This is a genomic window from Streptomyces sp. NPDC058307, assembly GCF_042880295.1.
Classification (GTDB): Bacteria; Actinomycetota; Actinomycetes; order Streptomycetales; family Streptomycetaceae; genus Streptomyces.
On the sequence record NZ_JBHVYZ010000053.1, the window covers coordinates 1 to 24,783 of the forward strand.

Consider the following 24,783-nt stretch of genomic DNA (forward strand, 5'->3'; position numbering starts at 1 on the left):
TCCCCGCGCCCCTGGGTGGGTGCAGTCGATGCATGCCCAGCTGTACCCACCGCTTTCAGGGGCGCGGGGAACTGCGCGACAAGCCCCCACCGGCCCGCAGCCGACGCACTACATCGTCGACGGATCCTGCGGCCCCCGCCCCGACAGAACCTCCCCGTACGCCTGCATCAGGTCCGGCAACCGCAACGTCGACAAGTCGTCCCGGGTCAACGTCCCCGGATACACGGACAACCGGAGATCCCGGTACGCGCAGCTCTTCTCGTACAGCGTCCGCAGGAACCGCCCGTTGCCCAGCTCGTCGATCCAGCCCTGGTCCACCACGTGTCCGGCGATGGAGCGCAGCTCGTCCAACGCCTCCTCGTCCCAGACGTCGCCGTTGTCCGCCGCCAGCACCTCGCCGATGGAGGTGAGTTCGAGGGGGCGGTACGACGGGAAGTCCACCCGGGTCGTGAAGCGGGACGACAACCCCGGGTTCGCGGCCAGCAGACGGTCCATGCCCTCCGGGTAACCCGCCAGGATCACCACCAGGTGGTCCCGGTTGTCCTCGGCCCGCTTCAGCAGGACCTGGAGCGCCTCGTCGCCGTACGCGTCCCCCTTGCCGTAACCGGAGTTGGAGAGCGAGTAGGCCTCGTCGACGAAGAGCACCCCGCCGAGGGCCGAGTCGATCAGTTCGTTCGCCTTGACCGCCGTCTGGCCGAGGTACTCCCCGACCAGATCGGCCCGCTGCGCCTCCACGAGATGGTCGCCGCCGAGCAGTCCGAGGGCGTAGAAGACGCGGCCCAGGATGCGGGCCACCGTGGTCTTGCCGGTGCCGGAGGGGCCCGAGAAGACGAAGTGACGTTTGGGCGGCTGCACCGGCAGGCCCTGCCCGGCGCGCAGACGGGCCATGTTCAACTGGGCGGACAGGGCCTTGACCTGGCGTTTCACAGGCTCCAGTCCCACCATGCGCTCCAGCTCGGTGAGCGCCTCCTCCAGTAAGCCGGGATCGGTGGGCCCTGCGGGCAGCGGCCCCACCGGTACGCCGGACCTCTCGCGTCCGGCCGGGTCGGTCATCGAGGGCAGCGGACCGGTGGGCGGCGGCTCCGGATCGGAGAGCCTCAGCTCCCGCCCCTCGCCGCCGAACAGCGGGTCGATCCCGTCGGGCCCCTCCAGCGCGTCCTGGCCGAACCCGGTGAGGGTGATCGCCGCGAGGTCGGCGGGGTCGTCGTACCCGTCGCCCTCGGCGATCGCGGCGAGCCGGGCCGAGGTGTCCATGAAGGCGGGGTCGACGCGGTGCACGGCCCGGTAGAGGGGGAGCGCGGCCGCGGACCGGCCCGTCCCCTCGTGCGCCCGGGCCAGCCAGTACCGCAGCTCCTTGCGCTGGGGCTGTTCGCTGCGACAGCGCATCAGGGCCGCCGAGAGCAGCGGCTCGGCCTGGCCGTACATCTCCAGGCGGACCCGGGCCATGCCGCCGAACAGTCCCGCCTCGATGCCGAGCATGGCGTCGTCGATCAGCGGGTCGGTGTGCCGGACCAGTTGCTCCCAGTCCTTGACGAGATAGGCACGGCAGGCGTGCAGGAAGCGGACCTGGTGGTCGGTGTCCACCGGGGGCAGGCCCGCGAGGGCCCGGTCGAGCTCGGGGACATGGCGGCCGTCCAGCCAGTGCGAGGCGTGCGCGAGGAGCAGGTCACGCGGGCTCTCCAGCACCGGTTGCACCCACCAGCCCAGCCAGTACCAGGAGTTGAGGGTGCGCCGGTGCCGGGCGCGCTGTTCGCCGAACCGCTCGCGGTGCCGGAACATCCTGAGCAGCGCGGTCGTCGTGTCGACGCGCAGCGCGTGCAGTCCGAGCCAGCCGTCGGCCATCCCGGGATCGATCCGCACCGCGGTCCGGAACTCCTCCTCCGCCTGTGGATAGGCGCCCATCGTGTAGGCGTCCACACCTCGCAGCCAGGCCAGGTCGGCCGGGGCCTCGGGGCCCTGCGTGCCGAAATCCATCACGTCCCCCACAAACCGTGCCCCCGTGGTTTCACCACCGGGCCGACGCCCGGTGGCCGCCTTCGTCAACCGCTGTGCCGCGGACCGGAGTTGCGACGGTGCGCAGAGCAGTCGTCCGTAGGTCGCACCGAGGGCATCGTACCTGCGGTGGTGTCGCCCGCCGTAGGGTGCCGCACAGGCCGTTTGGCGAGGTGGGAGCAGATGAGGCGCACCGCGAATGGTGACCGAGGGTGAGCGAATCGCGCCTCACAGCGTCCGGAAATCCGGGTGAGGGCAGAACGAAGCCCCCGATCACGGGGGAACAACCGGGGGCTTCGCGACTGCGGGCGACCTCGAACGGCCGCACATCCAGAACGTAAGACCTGTACGGCCCCCCGGTCAAGCGGAGTTGGGCGACTCGGGAAAGTTCCTGTCGACGGGTCTTCACAGGTTCAACACATCGCCGCCGGGCCGTCACCGTGGGTGACATCGTGGTCCGGTCCAACGGTCACATGAGGCCCTCGTGTGACCGCATATCCCTTCTGACACTGCCGTACCAGGAGGTCGGCGAAGGGGCGGGAGGGGTCTTCGGCGAAATGCCGCTGTTCCGCCAGGACCCACCGGTCCCAGAACTCCCGCAGCTCCGTCCCGTCCCGGGAGCGGCCGCGTGCCCAGGACTCCTCGCGCGGCAGCTCCAGCCACAGCAGTCGCGCCAGGTACGGCCGCAGCGCGCGCCGGCCCGCGCCGACCCCCTCCAGCAGGATCACCGGCGCGGGCGGCAGGGCGAGGGGCGGTCCGAAGCGGCGGGAGTGCCAGTCGTAGGGCGCGTAGTGCGCGTTCTCGCCACGGCCGAGCGGAGCGATCACCTCGCGCAGCAGCCGTCCGGTCCAGTCGAACAGTTCGTCGTGGCTCGCGATGTCGTCGAGGTGCAGCACCGGAGCGCCGTCGAGCGCCTCGGCCAACTGCCCGGCGAACGTGGACTTCCCGGAACCGGCGTGTCCGTCGACGCCGATCAGACGGACCGGGCCGCAGGACGGGGGCAGCCGGCGGAGCCGGGAGGCGAGGAAGTGGATGAGGAGTTCCTGAGGTGCTCATACGGATGGGCGGTCGGGCCCGTCCAGTCTAGTGAGGGGCCTGTGATCGCCGCCGGAACCGCAGCTTCCCAGGTCACGCCAGTGGACGAGACCAATATTCGTGGGCGTGGCATGGGCCGAAGTGCTGGCAGGAGCATGCCGCCTCATCCATAGTTGGCGCACAACCGTGCATTGGACCCGCCCCGACACGGACACCTGGGGGTTTTCCCACCCATGAGCAGAGCCGAACAGCCGTCCCGCAGAACCGTTCTGGCCGTCGCGGTCGCCGCCGCGGTGGCAGGCGGCGCGGGCCCCGCGACCGCCGCAGGCAACACGGTCGCCGCGGAGTCCGACGAGACTGCCGCCCGCCCGGTCGACAACCACGCCTGGACCACCTACAGCGACTGGCGCGGCGGCACCGCCAACGGCACCCGTGCCGTCGCCGGTAAACGCCCCGGCCTCGTGATCGACGCCCCCGTGGGCACCACCGAGTACACCGACCCGCACACCGGGACCACCGCCACCTGGGAGTACGCGACCTGGACCGCCCCGGTCCACCAGCTCACCGTCCCCTCGACGGAGGTGATCGCCTCCTGGAACGCCCACACCCCGGCCGGCACCTGGATCCAGATCGAACTCCAGGGGACATACTCCGACGGCACGGCCACCCCCTGGTACGTGATGGGCCGCTGGGCGGCCGGTGACGGGGACATCAAGCGGACCTCGGTCGACGACCAGACCGACGGCAAGAGCACGATCTGGACGGACACCTTCGCGATCGACGACCCGTCGACCGGACTGCGGCTGGCCTCGTACCGGCTGCGGCTGACCCTGTACCGCAAGCCCGGGGCGAAGAACACGCCGACCGTCCGGCGGCTGGGCGCGATGGGCTCGGACGTCCCGGACCGCTTCACCGTCCCCGCCTCCACGCCCGGTCTCGCCAAAGAGCTGATCGTCCCGCGCTACTCGCAGGAGATCCACAAGGGCCAGTACCCGGAGTACGACAACGGCGGCGAGGCCTGGTGCAGCCCCACCTCCTCGCAGATGATCATCGAGTACTGGGGCGGCCGGCTCACCGAGGAGCAGCTGGCCTGGGTCGACCCGTCGTACGCCGACCCGCAGGTCTGCCACGCGGCCCGGTACACCTACGACTACCAGTACGCGGGCTGCGGCAACTGGCCGTTCAACGCGGCCTACGCGGCCACCTTCAAGGATCTCCAGGGGGTGGTGACCCGGCTGGGCTCGCTCACCGACCTGGAGACCCTGATCGCGGCCGGCATCCCGGCCATAACGTCCCAGTCGTTCCTCAAGGAGGAGCTGACCGGGGCCGGCTACGGCACCTCCGGCCACCTCATGACCGTGATCGGCTTCACCGCCGAGGGCGATGTGATCGCCAACGACCCGGCCTCGCCGAGCGACGAGGCGGTGCGGCGCGTGTACAAGCGGCGCGAGTGGGAGAACATCTGGCTGCGTACCAAGCGATACAACGCCAGCGGCAAGGTCGTCTCCGGCACCGGAGGCGTCTGCTACCTGTACTTCCCCGCCTGTCCGACCGCGCGCCAGCGCAAGGCGCTCGCGGCGGTGGGCGTGCGCTGAGGCCGCTCAGGGCCCCGGGCGACCGGGGCCCTGTGACCAAGGTCTCTGCCGCAAAAGCCGCTGCCGGTGGCAAAGTGGACGCAACGGTGGGGGGAGTCCACCCAGTCGCCCGAGATCAGCGAGACACCATGACCGCACAGTCAGCCGCCGCCGCCGCCGCCCGCACCCGTACCGGCGGCCCCCAGGACGACGGCCCGAAGGTCGTCGAACACATCGCGGGCTGGGTCCTTGTCGCGGTGATCGCGATGCTCGTCACGCAGCTCGGTCTGCTGTGACCTGATCCATAGGTGACCTGACATACTGCGGATGTCCCGCCGCCAGCCCGAGACCAGGGTCGATACGTGAATATCAGTGAGCAGCGTGAAGCCGCCCGGCCGCGGGCTCGCGGCACCGAGCGCTCGGTCGCGCGCCGCGCCGAACTCATCTCCATCGGGCGGAAGTTGTTCGCGGACACGTCCTACGACGCGCTCTCCATGGACGACATCGCCAAGCAGGCGCATGTCGCCAAGGGGCTGATCTACTACTACTTCCAGTCCAAGCGGGGCTACTACCTGGCGATCATCCAGGACTCCGTCGCCGACCTGGTCACCTACGCGGCCAGCGGTCTGGAGATGGAGCAGGTGGACCGCGTCCAGCGCACCCTGGACAGCTATCTGCGCTACGCCGAGCACAACCAGGCGGCCTACCGCACCGTCGTCAGCGGCGGTGTCGGTTTCGACGCCGAGGTGCACGCCATCCGGGACGGGGTGCGCGAGGCGATCGTCGCGACCATCGCCGAAGGGGCGTACGGCCGTACCGACATCGCCCCGCTTGCGCGCATGGGCCTGCTCGCCTGGGTGTGCAGTGTCGAGGGCGCCACCCTCGACTGGATCGACCGCCCGCCCCAGCTCTCCCGCGACACCCTGTGCTCCCTCCTCGTGAAGACACTCGGCGCCTCCATGCGCGCCATCGAGGAGCTGGACCCCTCCTACCCGGCGCCCGAGCCCGCTCGCCGGGACGGCTGACGGCAAGGGGCGGAGGCTCGTGGTCCCCCGCCCCAAGTCCCCCGTGGGACCCGTCAGTTCATGACCTGGTCCCGGCTAGCTGATCGCCTTGATCAGTTCGCCGCCCGAGGTGTCCCCGCTCAGCTCCCAGAAGAAGGTGCCGCCGAGGCCCTGCTGGTTCTTGTACGTCATCTTCGTCGCGATGGTCGCGGGGGTGTCGTAACTCCACCAGTTGTTGCCGCACTTGGCGTACGCGGTGCCGCCGACCGTCCCCGTCGCCGGGCACTTGGCCTTGAGCACCTTGTAGTCGTCGATGCCCTGCTCGTAGGTGCCCGCCGCCGGGCCCGTCGCGGTGCCGCCCGGCGCCGACTGGGTCACGCCGGTCCAGCCGCGGCCGTAGAAGCCGATGCCGAGCAGCAGCTTCGAGGCCGGGACGCCGAGGCCCCTGAGCTTGGCGATGGTCGCCGAGGTGTGGAAGCCCGCCTTCGGGATGCCGGAGTAGGAGTTCAGCGGGGAGTGCGGGGCCGTCGGTCCTGACGCGTCCCAGGCGCCGAAGTAGTCGTACGTCATCGGGTTGTACCAGTCGACGTACTGGGCGGCGCCGGCGTAGTTCGCCGCGTCGATCTTGCCGCCGGCCGTGGCGTCCGCGGTGATCGCGGCGGTGACCAGCGAACCGCTCCCGAACTTCGAACGCAGCGCCGCCATCAGGTTCTTGAACGCCTCCCTGCCGCTGGTGTCACAGGTGTTGCCGCAGGCGTTCGGGTACTCCCAGTCGATGTCGATGCCGTCGAAGACGTCGGCCCACTTGGAGTTCTCGACCAGGTCGTAGCAGGACTTCGCGAACGCGGCCGGGTTGCGGGCGGCCTCGCCGAAACCGCTGGACCAGGTCCAGCCGCCGAACGACCAGAGGACCTTCAGGCCCGGGTGCTTCTTCTTCAGCTCGCGCAGCTGGTTGAAGTTGCCCCGCAGCGGCTGGTCCCACGTGTCCGCGACCCCGTCCACGGACTCGGCCGCCGTGTAGGCCCGGTCGGTCGCGGCGTAGGCGTCGCCCATCGCGCACTTGCCGCCGGTGACGTTGCCGAAGGCGTAGTTGATGTGGGTCAGCCTCGCCGCCGAGCCGGAGGTCTCGATGTTCTTGACGTAGTACTTGCGGTCGTAGGTGCCCCATTCGGTGAAGTAGCCGACGACCTTGGAGCCGGCGGCCTTCACGTGGGGAGCCTCGGGGGTCGCGGTCGCGCTGCTCGCGCCGGCAAGCAGGCCCGCGCCGAGGACCGCGCAGCACGCGGCGGAGATCAGCGCCCGGAAGCGGGCGCGGTGGGGAAGGTGCATCGGTGTCTCCTCGTGGGGGAGAGGGGAACGCCAGCCGATTGGCATGAACGCGGTGAAGCGTTGCCGGAACAGTAGGAGGACTAGACCACCTCGTCAATGGTTCGGACCAATCCCGGGCCGATTCGAGGCCGGCTGTCGGTGGGCTGGGCTATCTTGAAGTAAGCGGTCGTTAACCAGTGACCAGGGGTCTCCTTTCGGGCATACTCACAGGGCGCAGCGGCTGGTCAGCAGCTTCCGTGACCCGGGAGACGCGAGCAGCGACCGGCGTCCAGTGAGACCGGCGGAGCCGCCCCACCCCACGGCGTGCGCCCGCCAGCGCCCTACAGGGAGGAGAGCGTCGCCATGCCCGACCGCGCCCCGCAGCCGGTGGACCGGCAACTGCCCACGGACGAGGCCCGGGAGCTGATCTCGCTCGTCCGCGACATCGCGCAGCACGAGATCGTCCCGAAGGCGGCCGAGGAGGAGGACGCCGGGCACTTCCCGCGCGAGGTCTTCACCCTGCTCTCCCGCACCGGCCTGCTCGGCCTGCCCTACGCCTCCGAGCACGGCGGGGCCGACCAGCCGTACGAGGTCTACCTACAGGTCCTCGAAGAGCTCGCCGCCGCCCGCCTCACCGTCGGCCTCGGCGTCAGCGTGCACACCCTCGCCTCCTACGCGCTCGCCACCTACGGCACCAAGGAGCAGCAGGTCGAGCACCTGCCCGCGATGCTCGGCGGCGGACTGCTCGGCGCCTACTGCCTCTCCGAGCCCTCGTCCGGCTCGGACGCGGCCTCGCTGCGCACCCGAGCGGTCCGGGACGGCGAGGACTGGGTGATCACCGGAACCAAGGCCTGGATCACCCACGGCGGGGTCGCCGACTTCTACACCGTCATGGCGCGCACCGGCGAGGAGGGCCCGCGCGGCATCACCGCGTTCCTGGTGCCCGCGGACGCGGAGGGCGTGAGCGCCGCGGCGCCGGAGAAGAAGATGGGCATGAAGGGCTCGCCCACCGCCCAGGTCCACTTCGACGGGGTGCGCGTCCCGGACGGACGGCGCATCGGCGACGAGGGGCAGGGCTTCGCGATCGCCCTGTCCGCGCTCGACTCGGGACGGCTCGGCATCGCGGCCTGCGCAATCGGAGTGGCCCAGGCGGCCCTCGACGAGGCGGTCGGCTATGCGACCGGGCGACAGCAGTTCGGGCGGCCGATCGCCGACTTCCAGGGGCTGCGCTTCATGCTCGCCGACATGGCGACCCAGATCGAGGCGGGCCGTGCGCTGTACCTCGCGGCGGCGCGGCTGCGGGACGCCGGGCGGCCCTTCGCCAAGCAGGCCGCCATGGCCAAACTGCACTGCACCGACACCGCGATGAAGGTCACCACCGACGCCGTCCAGGTCCTCGGCGGCTATGGCTACACCGCGGACTTCCCGGCCGAGCGGTACATGCGCGAGGCCAAGGTCCTGCAGATCGTCGAGGGCACCAACCAGATCCAGCGGATGGTCATCGCCCGTCACCTGGCAGGTCCGGAGACGCGCTGAACTGCCCCGGCCTGACCTGCGGCGCCGCGAGCCGTACCCACTCCGGGTCGTGGCGCCCCGGCAAGGTGCGGCCCCCGCTCGCCCAGGTGCGCACCAGGTCACGGTAGATGGGCGGGTCCTGGAGCGGCGGCGGGGCCGGCCGAAAGGCGGACGGGGCCGTCGGAACCGATTCTGCGACCGGCGCATACGTACGGGTCATACCAGGGCAACGCGGAAGTGCGCAGCCGGGTCACGGTGTCCGCAATCGCGCGTGAGTTCACGGGAGTGCGGCCGAACATCTGGTCACCTACGGCGGCCTGACCTGTCGTCAGCCGACCGCCGGCACGGAGGTCGGCCATGGCCGACGACGGCCCGTACCGCGGTCGGCGCGGACTGCCGGACTTCGCGCACCACGAGGGCGGATCGAGGCCCGCTACGCCGAACCCGCCGGCCGCGGACCGCCCACATGGAGTTCTCGAGGCTGCACGCGCCGCGGCACGCGATCGTCATGCTGCGCATCGCCCACCGCCAGGTGTTCCTCGGCAGGTGGCCCTTCCGGCGGATCGGGACGCACTGATCCTGCACCACGGCGGCCTGCGAACCATGGTGCAGGGCAGCTACTGGGATCGAGTGCGGTCGCTCAGGCGGCCCGGCGCAGCACCGGTACGCGCATGGGGCGCGAACCGGGGCCCGCGATGTGCGAGAACGGCTGGGTCCGCCAGTCGAGTCCCTGAGGGAGCGTCAACAGCAGGGCGGTGTCCTGCTCCTGGGGCTCCGCCGACTCGTCCGCGGACCGGGCCTCGGCGGCCTTGCGGCCCGTACCGGCGCAGACCGTGAGGCCGAACGGGTTCCACGGCGAGGCGCACAGCGCGTGCTCCGGCAGCACCTCCTCGTCCGCCAGCAGGGCGATGGGCTGCGCGCAGTCCGGGCAGACCACCCGGTACATCTCGAAGGTGTCGTACGCGTCGAACTCGTCGTCGAGGGCGTCGAGTTCGACGCCCTCCGGCTCGAACTCGACAACCGCCTGGAGGCGCTTGGGCGCGGTGCGACCAGGACGCTGAAGACTCTGCATTGGGTTCTCCCCCTCGGACTGGGCCGTGAAGGCGCTGCGGCCTCGACCACAGCAAGCACTTCCCGTCCCGTCACGGCGGTAATCACGAGGACATCACGGAGGTCCTCGCAGCGGTGTGGCCTTCGTCACATGCCGCTCGCAGATGCCCGCGGCGGTCGCTTTGTCCCTCAGGCGGCTCACAGGCGCCTCTCGGTCACATCACGAACCGGGCATGACCTGGGGCGCTCAGGTATCCGAGGAGATCAGCCGCACTGTAGGTTCTTGCGCCATGGAGGAGCTGGACCGACAAATCGTGCAGCTGCTCGTCAAGGACGGGCGGATGAGTTACACGGACCTGGGCAAGGCCACGGGCCTGTCCACCTCGGCCGTGCACCAGCGGGTGCGGCGGCTGGAGCAGCGTGGTGTCATCCGCGGGTACGCCGCGGTGGTCGACCCCGAGGCGGTGGGCCTGCCCATGACCGCCTTCATCTCGGTCAAACCGTTCGACCCCAGCGCCCCCGACGACATCGCGGACCGGCTGGCCGGCGTCCCCGAGATCGAGGCGTGCCACAGTGTGGCGGGCGACGAGAACTACATCCTCAAGGTGCGGGTGGCGACGCCCCACGAGCTGGAGGAGCTGCTGGCCCGTGTGAGGTCACTGGCGGGGGTCTCCACGCGTACGACGGTGGTCCTGTCGACCCCGTACGAGGCAAGGCCGCCGAGGATCTGACGGGACTGGGCCGACCTTTTCGGGGGCGCGGCGAACTGCGCAAGCAGCCACAACGCGCGGGACCCGAAACGCGACCCGCCCCGGCTACGGCCCGAAGCTCCCTGCGAAACTGTCCCCATGAGTGAACCGAAGACCCTCCTCCTCCGCCGCGGCGAGGTCCACAGCCCCGCCGACCCGTTCGCGACAGCGATGGTCGTGGAGCGGGGCCAGGTCGCCTGGGTCGGTTCCGAGGGTGCGGCCGACGCCTTCGCGGACGGCGTCGACGAGATCGTGGACCTGGACGGCGCTCTGGTCACCCCCGCGTTCACGGATGCGCATGTGCACACGACCGCGACGGGCCTCGCACTGACGGGCCTCGACCTGTCCGACGCCCCTTCCCTGGACGCGGCCCTGACCCTCGTACGGGACTTCGCGACCGCCCGACCGCACGACCGCGTGCTGCTCGGCCACGGCTGGGACGCCTCCCGCTGGCCCGGCGGCCGCCCGCCCACGCGCGCGGAACTCGACGAGGCGTCCGGCGGCCGTCCGCTCTACCTCAGCCGTATCGACGTCCACTCGGCGGTCGTGACGACGGCCCTGCTCGACATGACGTCCCTGGGCCGCCTGGAGGGCCCCCTCACCGCCGACGCCCACCACGCGGTCCGCGCCACCGCGCTCGGCTCCGTCACGGCCGCCCAGCGCGTCGAGGCCCAGCGGGCCGCCCTCGCCCACGCCGCCTCCCTCGGCATCGGCACCCTTCACGAATGCGCAGGCCCCGAGATCTCCTCCGAGGACGACTTCACCGGGCTGCTGCGGCTCGCCGGCGAGGAGCCGGGCCCGAGGGTGGTCGGCTACTGGGCCGAGCAGGGCTACGAAGGCGTTGCCAAGGCGCGCGAGCTCGGCGCGCTCGGCGCCGCCGGAGACCTCTTCGTCGACGGGGCCCTCGGCTCCCACACCGCGTGCCTGCACGAGCCGTACGCCGACGCCGACCACTCCGGTCTCGCCTACCTGGACGCCGCCGCCGTGGCCGACCATGTCGCGGCCTGCACCGAGGCGGGCCTCCAGGCCGGCTTCCACGCGATCGGCGACGCGGCGGTGACCGCGGTCGTCGAAGGCGTCCGCGCCGTGGCGGAGAAACTCGGCCTCGCCCGCGTCCGTGCCGCCCGGCACCGCGTCGAGCACGCCGAGATGCTCACCCCCGAGGCCATCGCCGCCTTCGCCGAGCTCGGCCTCACCGCGTCCGTCCAGCCCGCCTTCGACGCCCTGTGGGGCGGCGAGGACGGCATGTACGCCCGGCGCCTGGGCGGGGAGCGTGCGAGCCGCCTGAACCCCTTCGCGGCCCTCCTGCGCGCCGGTGTCCCGCTCGCCTTCGGCTCCGACAGCCCCGTGACCCCCCTCGACCCGTGGGGCACGGTCCGCGCGGCCGCCTTCCACCGCACGCCCGAGCACCGCGTCTCCGTGCGCGCCGCCTTCACCGCGCACACCCGCGGCGGCTGGCGTGCGGTCGGCCGGGACGACGCGGGCGTCCTGGTGCCCGGCGCCCCCGCCGACTACGCCGTGTGGCGCACCGGCGAACTCGTCGTGCAGGCCCCCGACGACCGGGTCGCCCGCTGGTCCACCGACCCCCGCTCCGGCACCCCCGGCCTGCCCGACCTGACGCCGGGCCGTGACCTGCCCGTCTGCCTGCGCACCGTGGTCGGCGGACGGACGGTCTTCGTACGGCCGGGCGAGTGATCTCCGGGGTGGCGCGGTACCGATCGCCCGCCGCCCCGCTGTCGCTCGACCTGCGCATCCTCGGCCCTGACCAGGGCATTGCCGGAAGATGCGCAGGTCGAACGGCTGTTGACAGCCGACGGCAGGAGGCCGGTAGGTTCGGCCGGGTCCACCACCGGACGCCCGACCGGGGAACCTCCGCCCAGTCGTCGCAGCGCCGCTGGGTCAGGGACGGTGTGCCGCACCGGAACACCGCCACTGGGAGCCAGGCTCAGCGCTCGCGGCACGGCGAGGGAACGTTCCGTCCGGCCGGGGAGGTGTGACCCGGGTGGGGCCCGGGCGTTCAGTAGACAACGGCTTTCGGTCGACCCGCAGCCAGCGGGCCCCAGGTCGGCCCGAAGGGCGCCGGGCCCCCATCCGCAGCGAGGGCGGGCATGCAGGCATTCGGCTATGCAGCTGGTCGGCCATCGCGGCCGAAAACAGTATTCTTACCCCGATCTTGCGGAAACGACACCAACATACGAACGCCTTGTCACGTCATCGCAGGCCGTGCGCACTATGGTGGACGCCTGCGCATTGACTCGAAGGGGTAGCGGTGAACGACGGCGACGGGACCCACACGGGCCAGGAGAGGCGATTCGGCCCGCTCGGCACGGCGTTGGTGATCATTCCGACCTATAACGAGGCGGAGAACATCAAGGCCATCGTCCGCCGGGTGCGCAAGGCCGTCCCGGAGGCGCACGTCCTCGTGGCCGACGACAACAGCCCCGACGGCACCGGCAAGCTCGCCGACGAACTGGCCGTCGAGGACGACCACGTCCACGTCCTGCACCGCAAGGGCAAGGAGGGTCTCGGCGCCGCCTATCTCGCGGGCTTCCGCTGGGGCCTGGACCACGACTACGGCGTCGTGGTCGAGATGGACGCCGACGGCTCCCACCAGCCCGAGGAACTGCCCCGGCTGCTGACCGCCCTCAAGAGCGCCGACCTGGTCCTCGGCTCCCGCTGGGTGCCCGGCGGCCGGGTCGTGAACTGGCCCAGGTCCCGCGAGATCATCTCCCGCGGCGGCAGCCTCTACTCGCGCGTCGCCCTCGACCTCCCCCTCCGTGACATCACCGGCGGCTACCGCGCCTTCCGCCGCGAGACCCTCGAAGGCCTCGGCCTCGACGACGTCGCCTCCCAGGGCTACTGCTTCCAGGTCGACCTCGCCCGCCGCGCGGTCAAGGCCGGTTACCACGTCGTCGAGGTGCCGATCACCTTCGTCGAGCGCGAACTCGGCGACTCCAAGATGAGCCGCGACATCCTCGTGGAGGCCCTGTGGCGGGTCACCACCTGGGGCGTGGGGGAGCGGGTCGGCAGGATCACAGCCCGGGCAAAGCGCCCACGGTCGTAGTTCTACGACCTCACAGGCCTGGCTGATCGTCCCTTATGCCGTGTTGAGCCGCGCCCAGGCACACTGGACGTATGACGACAGGCGCTCCGACCCCCACGTACCCCGCCCGGCCCCGCCGCTCCCGTATGCGCACCTTCCTGCCGCTGGGCGTCGCCGCCTGGCTGGTGCTGGAGATCTGGCTGCTGACCGTGGTCGCGGGCGCGGCGAGCGGGTTCGCGGTGTTCCTGCTGCTGGTCGCCGGCTTCGTGCTCGGCTCGGTGGTCATCAAGCGGGCCGGCCGCCGTGCCTTCCAGAACCTGAACGAGGCGCTCCAGCGGGGCGGCGCCCCGTCGAGCTCCGGCAGCGGTGGCAACGGCCTGATGATGCTGGGCGGCCTGCTCCTGATGATCCCCGGCCTGCTCTCCGACGCGGTGGGGCTGCTCCTGCTGATCCCGCCGGTCCAGAAGGCCGTCGGCCGTTACGCCGAGCGCACCTTCGACCGCAGGATCCGCGCCGCCGCCCCCGGCACCCTGGGCGACGCGTTCCAGCAGGCCCGTATGCAGCGCCCGGACGGCAAGGTGGTCCAGGGCGAGGTGATCGTCCGGGACGAGCCGGGCGACGGCACCCCCAAGGAACCGCGCCCGCCGCTCACCCGCTGAGCCGAAGCGGGGCAGCACAAACCGCGGGCGCGGTACGTGAGTCACGTACCGCGCCCGCGGTTACTTGTATGCGCTGTGTTCCCGCTCAGGCCGACTTGCGGCTGTCCCGGGGATGAACTGCGATGTTCATCGCGCCGGAACGCAGAACCGCCAGACGCTCCTCGAGGACCTCTTCGAGTTCCTCTCGGGTGCGTCGTTCCATCAGCATGTCCCAATGCGTACGCGCGGGCTTGGCCTTCTTCTCTTCAGGGCCGTCGCCGTCCACGAGGAGTGCTGGGGCCCCGCAGACCTTGCACTCCCACTCCGGCGGAATCTCCGCCTCGACCGAGAAGGGCATCTCGAAGCGGTGCCCCTTCTCGCATGCGTACTCCACGGCCTGGCGCGGGGCCAGGTCGATGCCGCGGTCCGTCTCGTAGCTGGTCACCACGAGGCGCGTGCCGCGAAGAGCTCGCTCACTCATGAATCGTGCCTCCCGGGCTTGTCGCCCACAGGACAGGTGTCGCTGTCGTCGTCATACCGGTCAACGTCCGGTCGGCGGTAAAGATTCCCGTTCCGGGTCCCGTCCCGGGCATTGCGTCGCCGTCGTAGCCGCCCCTTGTTGTACCCACCAGCGCCCGGTTTGTCACATCTGCTAGCAGATGTCACGGAGCGTTGCGACATCTTTGACGCGCAGTAACGGTACGCCTGGCAGGCCAAACGCGTACACTACAGCGCTTTCGTGTTGAACGCTAAATCCTTTCGGGTACGGGATTGCCCGCGTCGCTGATCGCCCGCCGCACCGGGACCCGTGCGAGCAGGGCGAACCCGATGACGAAGAAGGCCACCAGCGAGATGATCGCGTCCCGATAACTTCCCGTCAGCTGGTAGGTGATCCCGAACAGCAGGGGGCCCAGCCAGCTCATCCCGCGGTCGCTCATCTCGTACGCCGAGAAGTATTCGGCCTCCTTGCCGGGCGGGACCATGTGGGAGAACAGGGAGCGGGACAGGGCCTGGCTGCCGCCGAGGACGAGCCCGATGCCGGCGGCCAGGACGAAGAACCACCCGGGCGCGCCAGCGGGCAGGAAGAACCCGGCGCCCAGGACCACCGCCCAGGCCATCAGCGAGCCGAGGATCGTGCGCTTGGCCCCGTAGGTGCGGGCGAGCCGGCCCAGTGCCAGCGCCCCCGCCACCGCGAGCACCTGGACCAGGAGCACGGCCGCGATGAGCGTCGACTGCCCGAGACCCAGTTCCTCGGAGCCGTAGACCGACGCCTGGGAGATCACCGTCTGGATGCCGTCGTTGTAGATCAGGTACGCCAGCAGGAAGGCGAGCGTGAGCGGGTGGCGGCGCATGTCGCGGACGGTGGCGGTGAGCTGCCGCAGGCCCGGGGCCGTCGGCTCCTTCGTCGGGGAACTCCGGTCGCGCAGCCGGCGTAGCGGGATCAGCGCGAAGGCGCCCCACCACAGCCCGGCCGAGGCCAGACAGATGCGGACCGCGGCGCTCTCGGAGAGGCCGAAGGAGTCGTGGCCCGTGTAGAGAACGAGGTTCGCCACCAGCACCAGGGCGCCCGCCGCGTAGCCGAAGGCCCAGCCCTTGGAAGAGACGGCGTCGCGCTCCTCGGGCGGGGCGATCTGCGGGAGGTAGGAGTTGTAGAGCATCGACCCCACGGACTGCGCCGCGTTCGCGACGACCAGGAGGACGCCGCCGAGCAGATAGCGGTCGCCGCCGAGGAAGAACATGCCGGTCGTCGCGGCGGCCCCGGTGTAGGCGGCGGCCGCCAGGAGCGGCTTCTTGCGGCCACTGCGGTCGGCGGCGGCGCCCACCAGGGGCATCACCAGGACGGCCACGATCACCGACAGGGACACCGAGTACGCGAAGAAGGAACCGGCACGCACCGGGATGCCCAGGGGGTGGACGTATCCGTCCGCGTCCGCCGCGCGCTTGGCGACCGACGTCAGATAGGGGCCCAGGAACACGGTGAGCACGCTCGTCGAGTAGACGGAGCACGCCCAGTCGTAGAAGTACCAGCCGCGTTGTTCACGCCGCCGGTCGGCGGCCTCGTCCGCCGCGCCCGCCCGCACGGTGTCGGTGCCCACCCGTGCCCTCGCTTCCCCGTGAAAGGTGCCGTGCGCCGGCCGGGGAACGGGCCGGTCGGACATGGGTCAGACCCAGACGCCGCGGTCCTCCATGACCTTGCGCAGTGTGTCGATGTGATCGGTCATGATGCCATCGACTCCCAGGTCCAGGAGCCGGTGCATGCGAGCGGGCTCGTTGATCGTCCACACGTGCACCTGGAGCCCGCGCGCGTGGGCGGCGCGCACGAAGCGGTGGTCGACCACCTGGATGCCGGACTGGGACTCGGGCACCTGGGCGGCGACGGCGGAGCGGCGCAGTGCCGCCGGGACGCCCCACGAGCGCAGCCGCAGGTTCAGCACGCCCCGGGTGCCGTACGACGTCGCCAGGCGGGGTCCGGCGAGCCGCTGGGCGCGCATCACCCGCGCCTCCGAGAAGGAGCCGACGCAGATCCGGTCCCAGGTTCCGGTGCGCTCGACGAGGTCAAGGAGGGGCTGCAGGGCCGGCTCGTCCTTGAGGTCGACGTTCCAGCGCGCCTCGGGGAAGACCTCCAGGAGCTCCTCGAAGAGCGGCACCGGTTCCTTGCCCGCCACGCGCGCGTGCCGCACCTCGGCCCAGCGCAGGTCCGCTATCCGGCCCGCCCCGTCGGTCATCCGGTCCAGCGTCGCGTCGTGGAAGGCGACCAGCTTGCCGTCCGCGGTCGCGTGGACGTCGGTCTCCAGGTACCGGTAGCCCGCCTCGACCGCCCGCCGGAACTGGAACGCCGTGTTCTCCAGGCCGTCCGCCGCCCCGCCCCGGTGGGCGAAGGGGATGGGGCCGGGATGGTCGAGGTAGGGGTGGCGTATCCGCGGGGTCACGGACGCAGTATCGCTCCCCGCGGTCGCCCGGTGGCAACGACCGTGCTGCCGTCGGACGCCGGGGGAACGGCGAACATACGCAGGAAGACCTGGGCGAGCGGGCCGATGGACACCGCGTACAGGACGGTTCCGACGCCGAGGGTGCCGCCGAGCACGAATCCCGTGACCACGACGGCCACTTCGACCGCGGTCCGCATCAGCCGGATGGAGCGTCCCGTCCGCCGGTGCAGCCCGGTCATCAGACCGTCCCTCGGGCCCGGGCCGAAGCCGGCGGCGATATAGAGACCGGTGGCCACACCGTTGAGCACGATCCCGGCCAGCAGGAGCGGAATCCGTACGGCGAGACCGTGCACGTCCGGGACCGCGGCGAGGGTCGCGTCCATGGCGATGCCGACCACGAAGACGTTGGAGACGGTGCCGAGACCCGGCCGCTGGCGCAGCGGGATCCACAGGAGCAGCACCGCCGCGCCCACGACGATCGACACGACACCGATCGACACCCCGGTGAGTTCGGCGAGCCCCTGGTGCAGCACGCCCCAGGGCTCCAGGCCCAGGCCCGCCTCGACGAGCAGGGCGGAGCTGGCCCCGTACAGAGCGAGTCCGACGTACAGCTGGGTCAACCGTCGTACCGGACGGCTCTGCGTGGACAAGGTGGGTCCCCCTGTGGTGGTAGTGGCCTGACACATGACACCCTGTGGCTTGGGGTGGCACGCCATCCATGGCCAATTCGGGGAAGGTGGACTGATTTCAGTGGCGCAGTGGACCTCGGCGGTGGGCGCGGCGCAGCTCGCCCGCCTGCTCAACTCCCAGCAGGACCGTCCCGCGGGCCCCGGAACACGCCGGCCGCCGGCCTACCGCGCACTCGCCGACGGCATCCGCCTGCTGGTCCTGGAGGGCCGGGTCCCGGTGGCCGCACGCCTGCCCGCGGAACGTGAGCTGGCCCTCTCCCTGTCCGTCAGCCGTACGACCGTGGCGGCGGCCTACGAGGCGCTGCGGGCCGAGGGATTCCTGGAGTCCCGGCGCGGCGCGGGCAGCTGGACCGCCGTACCCGCCGGGAACCCCCTCCCCGCACGCGGTCTCGAACCCCTCCCGCCCGAAGCTCTGGGTTCGATGATCGACCTCGGTTGCGCGGCACTGCCCGCCCCCGAGCCGTGGCTGACCCGTGCGGTGCAGGGCGCCCTGGAGGAACTGCCGCCGTACGCCCACACGCACGGGGACTACCCGGCGGGTCTGCCGGCTCTGCGCGCGATGATCGCCGAGCGGTACACCAGGCGCGGGATCCCCACCATGCCCGAGCAGATCATGGTCACGACCGGCGCGATGGGCGCGATCGACGCGATCTGTCATCTGTTCGGGGGCCGGGGTGAGCGGATCGCGGTGGAGTCGCCGTCCTACGCGAACATCCTTCAGCTGATGCGGGAGGCCGGCGCCCGGCTCGTACCCGTCGCGATGGCGGAGGGGCTGACGGGCTGGGACATCGACCGCTGGCGTCAGGTTCTGCGGGACGCGGCGCCGCGGATCGCCTACGTCGTGGCCGATTTCCACAACCCGACCGGTGCGCTGGCCGGCGAGGACCAGCGGCGGCAGCTGGTGGAGGCGGCGCGGTCGGCGGGGACCGTGCTGGTGGCGGACGAGACGATGACCGAACTGTGGCTGGACGACGACGTCTCGATGCCACGGCCGGTGTGCGCCTTCGACCCGGCCGGCTCCACCGTGGTCACCGTCGGCTCCGCCAGCAAGGCGTTCTGGGCGGGGATGCGGATCGGGTGGGTCCGGGGGGCACCGGACGTGATCCGCAGCCTGGTCGCCGCGCGGGCCTACGCCGACCTCGGGACGCCGGTTCTCGAGCAGCTGGCCGTGAACTGGCTGTTCAGCACCGGGGGATGGGAGCAGGCGGTCGAGCTGCGGCGAAGTCAGGCCCGGGAGAACCGGGACGCGCTGGTGACGGCGATGCGCAGGGAACTGCCGTCCTGGGAGTTCGAGGTGCCGCAGGGCGGCCTGACGCTGTGGGTGAAGGCCGGGGGCTTGTCGGGGTCCCGGCTGGCGGAGGTCGGTGAGCGGGTGGGCGTACGGGTTCCGTCGGGGCCGCGGTTCGGGGTCGACGGTGCCTTCGAGGGCTATGTGCGACTGCCGTTCACCGTCGGAGGCGCGGTGGCCGACGAGGCTGCGGCGCGGCTGGCTGCCGCGGCGCGGGTCGTGGAGAGCGGAGGATCCGGGGGCGGGGAGGCGCCGCGTACGTTCGTGGCGTGAACGGAGTGGGCGGGCGGCGGATCGGGGGCGGCCGCGGCGCAGTGCGACTGACGGCGACGGGACCTGCCCAGGGGTGCGGGGAACTGCGCGACCAGCCCCCACGCACCCGCAGCCGCACGACCACCGCTGACGGCTACGGCGCTTCTGCGGCCACCGCCTCCTGCTCCGCTTCCGAGGGGACAGCCTCCGCTCCCGAAGCGAGAACCTTCGCTCCCGAAGGGACAACCTCCGCTTCCGAGGGCACCGCTTCCGCTCCCGAGGGGACCGTCTCCGCATCGGCCGGAGTCGTCCGTGCCGGCAGCAGGGCCACCACCGCCTGCCGGTCCGCCTCGCTCGTCGCGTCGTCGTAGGGATCCGGAGTCGCCGGGACCTGGAGGCGATGCACCGGGCCCGATCCGAGGCGGGCGTACCCGCGGCCCGGCGGGACCTCGGACACCGGGGTCGTGTGCGGAGGCGCCCCGAGGAAGGCCTCCAACTGGTCCGGCGTCGCGGGGCCCAGCACGACACGCGCGCGCGTGTGCTGCCGTACCGGCTCGCTCAGCGCCTCCGCGCTGTCGAACTGGTCGGCCACCACCACCGTGACGTTCGCCGCGCGCCCGTGCCGCAGGGGGACCTGGAGCAGGGACTGCGGATCCTTGCGGCCGTCCGCGGCGGCCAGGTGGGTGAAGGCGCTCGGACGGTCCAGGAGGATCCACAGCGGACGCTTGGTGTCCTCCGGCGGCGGATGGCCGGCCTGCCGGGCACGGTTGGTCGCGATCAGGCGGCGCTCGGTCTCGGTGGCCGCCCACTCCAGGCTCGCCAGCGCCCCCGCGAGCCCGCACTCGACCGCGAGGACCCCGTCCCGCCCGGTCAGGCACGCGTACTCGCCGGTGCCGCCGCCCTCGACGATGACGACATCGCCGTACTGAAGGGCCTGGAGCGCGATGGAACGCAGCAGGGTCGAGGTGCCGCTGCCCGGCTGCCCCATGACCAGCAGGTGCGGCTCCGTGGAGCGGATGCCGGTGCGCCAGACGACCGGCGGGACGTCGCGCTGCCCGTCGCCGAAGCCGAGCGGAAGCGTGCGCTGGACCTGGGTGGGGTCGGTGAAGCCGAGGACCGTCTCGCCCGGGGCCGTGACGAAACGCTGGGCGGCGATGTCGGTGGGCAGCGGGGCGAGGACGGTGACCGTGAGCTCGTTGCCCTCCTCGTCCCAGGTGAAGTGGTACTCGCGACCGCGGCCCGACTTGGCGTGCAGCAACTGCTCGATGCGGGCCCGGGACTCGGCCTCGCCGTCGGTGAAGTAGGCCGGGTAGCGGACCAGCAGGTGGGTGATGCGGCCGGTGCCGTCGAAGTCGTACGCGGGGAAGGCCTTCTCCCACTCGCCGCCGTGCGTGTACAGCGGGGCCGGGTCCTCGGCCGCCGAGAAGTACGGGACGAGCGCTTCGTACAGCGACTGCAGGCGCTGTGTCTGCGTCTCGTCCGGCCCTTCCGGCTCCGACGGGCTGCGGTCCCGGCCCTGCCGGGCTGCCGCCGCCATCAGGCTGATGACGGCGAGCAGCGGGCCGTACGGAACGAGCGCCACGACCAGGACCACCGAGGCCACCAGGAACAGCAGCGGTCCACGCCTGTCCTTGGGGGTGTCGGCCCACCTGCGCCGCCCGGCCGAGGCCAGCCGGCGCAGCCCGCGGGTGATCGTGATCAGCGGGTGGAGGACGTCGGTGGCACTGTCGGCCGCCGTCCGGGCCAGCTCCCGGCTCCGGGCGATCTGGGCGCTGCCTGTGCTCAGGATGCGGGGGAGGGGGCGGCGGGCCACTGCTGTCTCCTGGAGGTGCGTACGGACGGGAGGGGCGGCGTCAGAACTTGATGCCGCCGAGGAGGCTCGCCAGGCTCTCGCCGCCGGCCTTGATGCTCGGCGCGATGGCCGTGCTGGCGAGGTAGAAGCCGAACAGCGCCGAGATCAGGGCGTGCGAGGCCTTGAGCCCGTCCTTGCGGAAGAAGATGAAGACGACGATGCCGAGCAGTACGACACCCGAGATGGAGAGGATCATTGTGGTGCTCCTGGTTCGTGGGGACAGTCACCATGAGTACTTCCAGGATCACAGCATGTATCCATACGACAAAAGGTGCAAATGAATGAAATTTTCGCGATTTCACCGAGTTGGCAGAGCTGTGGTGATCTTTACCTCCGGCACTTCGGGTCATCTGCGGCGCGAGCCAGTACCCTTGCGATTCACCTGAACGGTCGTATGAACGGTTGTATGAGAGGCGGTCCGGCCGATGACTGAAGCCCCCGACCCCGAGGTCGTGGAGCTGGCGACCAAGATCTTCGATCTGGCCCGGCAGGGTCAGACCGAGGCGCTCGTGGCGTACGTCGACGCGGGTGTTCCGGCGGGCCTCACCAACGACTGCGGGGACTCGCTCGTGATGCTCGCCGCGTACCACGGTCACGCGGACGCGGTCCGCGCGCTCGTCGGCCGCGGGGCGGCGGCCGGCGGGGTCAACGACCGGGGACAGACGCCGCTTGCCGGAGCCGTCTTCAAGGGCTCCATGGACGTCATCGAGGCCCTGCTGGAAGGCGGCGCCGATCCGGCCGAGGGCACCCCCTCGGCCCTCGACACCGCCCGGATGTTCGGCAGGACGGAACTGCTCGAACTGTTCGCCGCACACTGATCCGCATGTTCTGACCAGCGAAAACACTCACAACGGGGGAGGCGGTACAAGGCCGCCGAAATTTCGGTCGCGGCAGATGGAAGTGCCGAGTCATCATGACCTCGTGGTTCACGGACGTGATGGCCGGGCAGCTGACGCCGCACCGCGCGGACCGTGACACGGTCCGTATGGGCCACCGACGAGAGGCAGAGGAAGATGGCTTACAGCAAGCAGGAAACGGCGGGCGCCCCGACGTGTTGTCACGCGGCCAGGTAATGCACGTCCCCGGTTGCGTCGACGCTTGATGTGAGGCTGTTTCCCATGTTCGATCCGGTCATAGCGCCCAGCGGTACGCTGCTCGGCCTGCTCCAGCGGGGCCGCGGCGACGGCACACTGCACGCGCTCACCGCCCCGCGCGCCGAGGCGCTCGCGGCCCTGAACCACTGCGTGCTGCGCGATCCCCGCCACGACTGGCAGGTGGAGAACCGCTCGCTGTACTACGCCCGTCTCTTCCTCGACCTCAACGGCGAGCTGGACGAGATCGAGGCGCACCTCTTCGAGGTGGACGACGTCTTCGACACCGAGGAGTCACGCACCGGCCTCGCTCTGGCCGTCCTCGGCCATCTCGCCTCCTACGGCCGGCGCGACGCGCTCGAACTGCTGCGCAGGTACGCCGCCTCGGGCTCCAACTGGGCCTGGGCGCTGGACGAGCTGGCGCTGCGGGACGACGACGCCGGTCTGCGCGCTCTTGCCGCGCCCGTCCTCGCCCGGTTCGGGACCGACCCCGAGGGCGAGGCCGAGCTGGCCGCCGTCGTCAGGGACGCCTTCGAACCGAGGCCATGGCGGCTGTGGGCCGACGATCCCCGTGCGTCCGTCTCTACGCGTGTGCGTGCCGCTCAGGAGGCCGGCTGTTTCGACCGCTGGCAACGTCAGATGCGACCCGCCGGGCCCCGCCCGGGGTGGAGCGTGCAGGCCGTCTTCGAATGGGCCCAGCAGGGCGTCGAGCGCGGGGCCGCCCTTCATGTGCCTGCCGCCCGCTGCCTGGCCGCCGTCGCGGGCCCGGAGGACCGGCCAGAGATCATCGCGGTCGCCAAGGACGGCACCGACGGGGCCCGGGCCACAGCTCTGCGGTATCTCTCCGACAGCAACGACCCCGACGCCTTCGACCTGATCGAGTTGGCCGCCGTCACCGGCTCACCGGCCGTCGTGGAGGCCGCCCTCGACTCGTTCGAACGCATGCGCAGCATCGCCGCCGTCGACCGCGCCCGTGGCTGGGCCCGCCGGCCCGATCCGCTGGGCGCCGCCTCCGGACGCATGCTCGCCTGCCTGGGCGGAGCCCAGGACCGGGACCTCGTGCTCGCGGCCCTCCGGGAGGCCGTACGGGGCGAGGGGCCCGACGCGGCCACCCTGTGGACCCTCGTCGACGGCACCGGACGCCTCGGCATCGTGTGCGCCGCCCCCGTGCTGCGCCACATCTACCGGGAGACCGCCTCCTCCCATCTCCGCGGCCGCGCCGCCCGTGCGCTCGCCGCCACCGACCCCTCCTTCGCCACCGGCTTCGCCGTCGAATGCCTCTGGGACTGCGAGGAGACCACCCGCGAGATCGCCGCCCGGCACGCCGAGACCGGCGACGCCCGGGTGGTGGAGCGACTGCGCCGGCTGGCCGCCGACCCGGCCGAGGAGGCCGAGGTCCAGACGGCCGTCCGCAGCCGTATCGAACCGGACACCGCGGCCATGTGAAACCACTCCCGGGTGTGAACCTCCGGGTCCTGTCACACCCGCCGGGTGAACTCGGGGCGACCCGCCGGTCAGGTCCGCACGAACGTGGCCTGACCTGCTCGGGTGCGCAGCGCAACGCTCATGGGACGTTCCTCGTCAGGAAAGATCCCCGTTGACGCGGGCACGTCCAGGGCGGCGAGAACAACCCCATGCGTGTCGTCATCGTGACCGAGTCCTTTCCCCCCGATGTGAACGGCGTGGCCCACTGCGCGCTCCAGACCGCCCGGCACCTCGTGGACCGCGGTCACCTTCCGCTCGTCGTCGCGCCGGCCACCGCGTCCGGCCCCGGACCCGGCGTGGACGCCCTCGCGCCGTGCCCCGTCGTCCGTGTCCCCTCCCTCCCCCTCCCGGGCTACCCCCAGGTCCGCGTCGCCCTTCCCAGCAGGCGCGTGGCCGCGGCGATCGCCGCGCACCGTGCCGACGTCGTCCACCTGGCCGGCCCCTTCGTCCTCGGCGTCCGCGGCATGGCCGTCGCCGCCCGGCTCGGCATCCCCGCCGTTGCCGTCTACCAGACCGACCTCGCCGGATACGCCCGCACCTACGTGCACGCGGGAGAAGCCGCCGCCTGGCGCCGTATCCGCTCCGTCCATGCCGCCGCCGACCTCACCCTCGCCCCGTCCAGCGCCTCCCTACGCGACCTGGAGGCACACGGCGTGCCCCGGGTCGAGCTGTGGCCGCGGGGCGTGGACACCGTCCGTTTCCGGCCCGACCTGCGCGACGAGGCGCTGCGCCGCCGACTCGCCCCGAACGGGGAGGTGATCGTCGGATACGTCGGACGGCTCGCCGCTGAGAAGCACATCGAGCTGCTGGCCGACACCTGCCGACTGGAGGGCGTCAAGGTCGTGGTGGTCGGAGACGGGCCGAGCCTGCCCGCTCTCGAGCAGACACTGCCCGGCGCGGTTTTCCTGGGCCGCCGTATGGGCGACGAACTGGCCCGGATCTTCGCCTCCTTCGACGTCTTCGCGCACACCGGCCCCTTCGAGACCTTCTGCCAGACCGTGCAGGAGGCCATGGCGAGCGGCGTGCCCGTCGTCGCGCCCGCCGCCGGCGGTCCGCTGGACCTGGTCGCCCACGGACGGACCGGGTTCCTCGTCCCGCCGCGCGACCCGGCGGCCCTACGGGACGCGGTGTGGTCCCTGACCGCCGACCCCCGGCTGCGTGCCTCGTTCGGCGTCACCGCGCGGGCCATGGTCGAGGGGCGTACCTGGGCGGCCGTCGGCGACCAGCTGATCGGCCACTACGCCGCCGTGCTCACCGGCCGGAAGACGGCGGTGGCGGCATGAGTGGA

Annotated in this window: 22 protein-coding genes; 12 read left to right on the top strand and 10 right to left on the bottom strand. The window is 71.6% G+C overall.

Features of this window, described 5'->3' with window-relative positions:
- Window positions 1–108: 108 nt before the first annotated feature.
- Together ACFVYN_RS30530 and ACFVYN_RS30535 are read right to left on the bottom strand one after the other, a co-directional pair.
- Window positions 109–1,974 carry an AAA family ATPase gene (locus ACFVYN_RS30530; RefSeq protein WP_390004268.1) on the bottom strand — a complete coding sequence of 622 codons (1,866 nt, stop codon included), beginning with the start codon at window positions 1,972–1,974 and terminating at the stop codon, window positions 109–111.
- Window positions 1,975–2,405: 431 nt separating this feature from the next.
- A complete protein-coding gene (locus tag ACFVYN_RS30535; RefSeq protein ID WP_390004373.1) occupies window positions 2,406–3,026 on the bottom strand; it encodes a uridine kinase in 621 nt (206 codons plus the stop codon).
- Window positions 3,027–3,260: 234 nt separating this feature from the next.
- Here ACFVYN_RS30535 and ACFVYN_RS30540 point away from each other — a divergent pair, with 234 nt between their 5' ends.
- The 3 genes from ACFVYN_RS30540 to ACFVYN_RS30550 all read left to right on the top strand — a co-directional run bounded on the left by ACFVYN_RS30540 (window position 3,261) and on the right by ACFVYN_RS30550 (window position 5,626).
- Window positions 3,261–4,622, top strand: coding sequence for a peptidase C39 family protein (locus ACFVYN_RS30540; protein WP_390004270.1), 1,362 nt, complete (start codon window positions 3,261–3,263; stop codon window positions 4,620–4,622).
- A 128-nt stretch (window positions 4,623–4,750) separates the two neighbouring features.
- Window positions 4,751–4,897, top strand: coding sequence for an SCO1431 family membrane protein (locus ACFVYN_RS30545; protein WP_390004273.1), 147 nt, complete (start codon window positions 4,751–4,753; stop codon window positions 4,895–4,897).
- A gap of 66 nt (window positions 4,898–4,963) precedes the next feature.
- Window positions 4,964–5,626 carry a TetR/AcrR family transcriptional regulator gene (locus tag ACFVYN_RS30550; RefSeq protein WP_390004276.1) on the top strand — a complete coding sequence of 221 codons (663 nt, stop codon included), beginning with the start codon at window positions 4,964–4,966 and terminating at the stop codon, window positions 5,624–5,626.
- A gap of 75 nt (window positions 5,627–5,701) precedes the next feature.
- On the opposite strand, the gene ACFVYN_RS30555 is transcribed toward ACFVYN_RS30550, so the two are convergent.
- Window positions 5,702–6,934 carry a glycoside hydrolase family 18 protein gene (locus ACFVYN_RS30555; protein WP_390004278.1) on the bottom strand — a complete coding sequence of 411 codons (1,233 nt, stop codon included), beginning with the start codon at window positions 6,932–6,934 and terminating at the stop codon, window positions 5,702–5,704.
- Between the two features lie 342 nt (window positions 6,935–7,276).
- Between ACFVYN_RS30555 and ACFVYN_RS30560 the strand changes: the two genes are divergently transcribed.
- Window positions 7,277–8,449, top strand: a complete 1,173-nt coding sequence (locus ACFVYN_RS30560; RefSeq protein WP_390004280.1) for an acyl-CoA dehydrogenase — start codon at window positions 7,277–7,279, stop codon at window positions 8,447–8,449.
- 619 nt (window positions 8,450–9,068) lie between these two features.
- Here the strand turns inward: ACFVYN_RS30560 and ACFVYN_RS30565 are convergent.
- Window positions 9,069–9,500: a hypothetical protein gene (locus ACFVYN_RS30565; protein ID WP_390004283.1), complete on the bottom strand. Its 432-nt coding sequence runs from the start codon at window positions 9,498–9,500 to the stop codon at window positions 9,069–9,071.
- Between the two features lie 268 nt (window positions 9,501–9,768).
- Here ACFVYN_RS30565 and ACFVYN_RS30570 point away from each other — a divergent pair, with 268 nt between their 5' ends.
- The 4 genes from ACFVYN_RS30570 (at window position 9,769) to fxsA (ending at window position 13,929) form a co-directional block, all read left to right on the top strand.
- A complete protein-coding gene (locus ACFVYN_RS30570) occupies window positions 9,769–10,209 on the top strand; it encodes an Lrp/AsnC family transcriptional regulator (protein ID WP_006136660.1) in 441 nt (146 codons plus the stop codon).
- Between the two features lie 117 nt (window positions 10,210–10,326).
- A complete protein-coding gene (locus tag ACFVYN_RS30575) occupies window positions 10,327–11,922 on the top strand; it encodes an amidohydrolase (RefSeq protein ID WP_390004286.1) in 1,596 nt (531 codons plus the stop codon).
- A 574-nt stretch (window positions 11,923–12,496) separates the two neighbouring features.
- Window positions 12,497–13,291: a polyprenol monophosphomannose synthase gene (locus tag ACFVYN_RS30580; protein WP_390004288.1), complete on the top strand. Its 795-nt coding sequence runs from the start codon at window positions 12,497–12,499 to the stop codon at window positions 13,289–13,291.
- Between the two features lie 71 nt (window positions 13,292–13,362).
- Window positions 13,363–13,929: an FxsA family membrane protein gene (gene fxsA, locus ACFVYN_RS30585; RefSeq protein WP_390004291.1), complete on the top strand. Its 567-nt coding sequence runs from the start codon at window positions 13,363–13,365 to the stop codon at window positions 13,927–13,929.
- 85 nt (window positions 13,930–14,014) lie between these two features.
- On the opposite strand, the gene ACFVYN_RS30590 is transcribed toward fxsA, so the two are convergent.
- The 4 genes from ACFVYN_RS30590 to ACFVYN_RS30605 form a co-directional block, all read right to left on the bottom strand.
- Window positions 14,015–14,389 (bottom strand): RNA polymerase-binding protein RbpA, encoded by a 375-nt coding sequence (locus tag ACFVYN_RS30590; RefSeq protein ID WP_009187548.1) that lies wholly within the window; start codon window positions 14,387–14,389, stop codon window positions 14,015–14,017.
- Between the two features lie 268 nt (window positions 14,390–14,657).
- Window positions 14,658–16,004 carry an MFS transporter gene (locus tag ACFVYN_RS30595; RefSeq protein WP_390004293.1) on the bottom strand — a complete coding sequence of 449 codons (1,347 nt, stop codon included), beginning with the start codon at window positions 16,002–16,004 and terminating at the stop codon, window positions 14,658–14,660.
- 66 nt (window positions 16,005–16,070) lie between these two features.
- The gene (locus ACFVYN_RS30600; RefSeq protein WP_390004296.1) at window positions 16,071–16,838 is read right to left on the bottom strand and encodes a glycerophosphodiester phosphodiesterase; all 768 of its coding nucleotides are present in this window, start codon (window positions 16,836–16,838) and stop codon (window positions 16,071–16,073) included.
- Complete coding sequence (locus tag ACFVYN_RS30605; RefSeq protein WP_390004299.1) at window positions 16,835–17,524, bottom strand: YitT family protein; 690 nt, start codon at window positions 17,522–17,524, stop codon at window positions 16,835–16,837. Before ACFVYN_RS30605 ends, ACFVYN_RS30600 begins: the two co-directional genes overlap by 4 nt.
- A 64-nt stretch (window positions 17,525–17,588) precedes the next feature.
- Here ACFVYN_RS30605 and ACFVYN_RS30610 point away from each other — a divergent pair, with 64 nt between their 5' ends.
- Window positions 17,589–19,088 (top strand): PLP-dependent aminotransferase family protein, encoded by a 1,500-nt coding sequence (locus ACFVYN_RS30610; RefSeq protein ID WP_390004302.1) that lies wholly within the window; start codon window positions 17,589–17,591, stop codon window positions 19,086–19,088.
- A 133-nt stretch (window positions 19,089–19,221) separates the two neighbouring features.
- Here the strand turns inward: ACFVYN_RS30610 and ACFVYN_RS30615 are convergent, their stop codons facing one another.
- Window positions 19,222–20,880 (bottom strand): hypothetical protein, encoded by a 1,659-nt coding sequence (locus ACFVYN_RS30615; protein ID WP_390004305.1) that lies wholly within the window; start codon window positions 20,878–20,880, stop codon window positions 19,222–19,224.
- A gap of 40 nt (window positions 20,881–20,920) precedes the next feature.
- Entirely contained in the window at window positions 20,921–21,115 is a 195-nt protein-coding gene (locus tag ACFVYN_RS30620; protein WP_007380617.1) for a hypothetical protein, read from the bottom strand.
- A 229-nt stretch (window positions 21,116–21,344) separates the two neighbouring features.
- Here ACFVYN_RS30620 and ACFVYN_RS30625 point away from each other — a divergent pair, with 229 nt between their 5' ends.
- The 3 genes from ACFVYN_RS30625 (at window position 21,345) to ACFVYN_RS30635 (ending at window position 24,778) form a co-directional block, all read left to right on the top strand.
- Window positions 21,345–21,737, top strand: a complete 393-nt coding sequence (locus tag ACFVYN_RS30625; protein WP_390004307.1) for an ankyrin repeat domain-containing protein — start codon at window positions 21,345–21,347, stop codon at window positions 21,735–21,737.
- 300 nt (window positions 21,738–22,037) lie between these two features.
- Window positions 22,038–23,456: a HEAT repeat domain-containing protein gene (locus ACFVYN_RS30630; RefSeq protein ID WP_390004311.1), complete on the top strand. Its 1,419-nt coding sequence runs from the start codon at window positions 22,038–22,040 to the stop codon at window positions 23,454–23,456.
- Between the two features lie 188 nt (window positions 23,457–23,644).
- On the top strand, window positions 23,645–24,778 hold the full coding sequence (locus tag ACFVYN_RS30635) for a glycosyltransferase family 4 protein (RefSeq protein WP_390004313.1): 1,134 nt from the start codon (window positions 23,645–23,647) through the stop codon (window positions 24,776–24,778).
- Window positions 24,779–24,783: the final 5 nt, after the last annotated feature.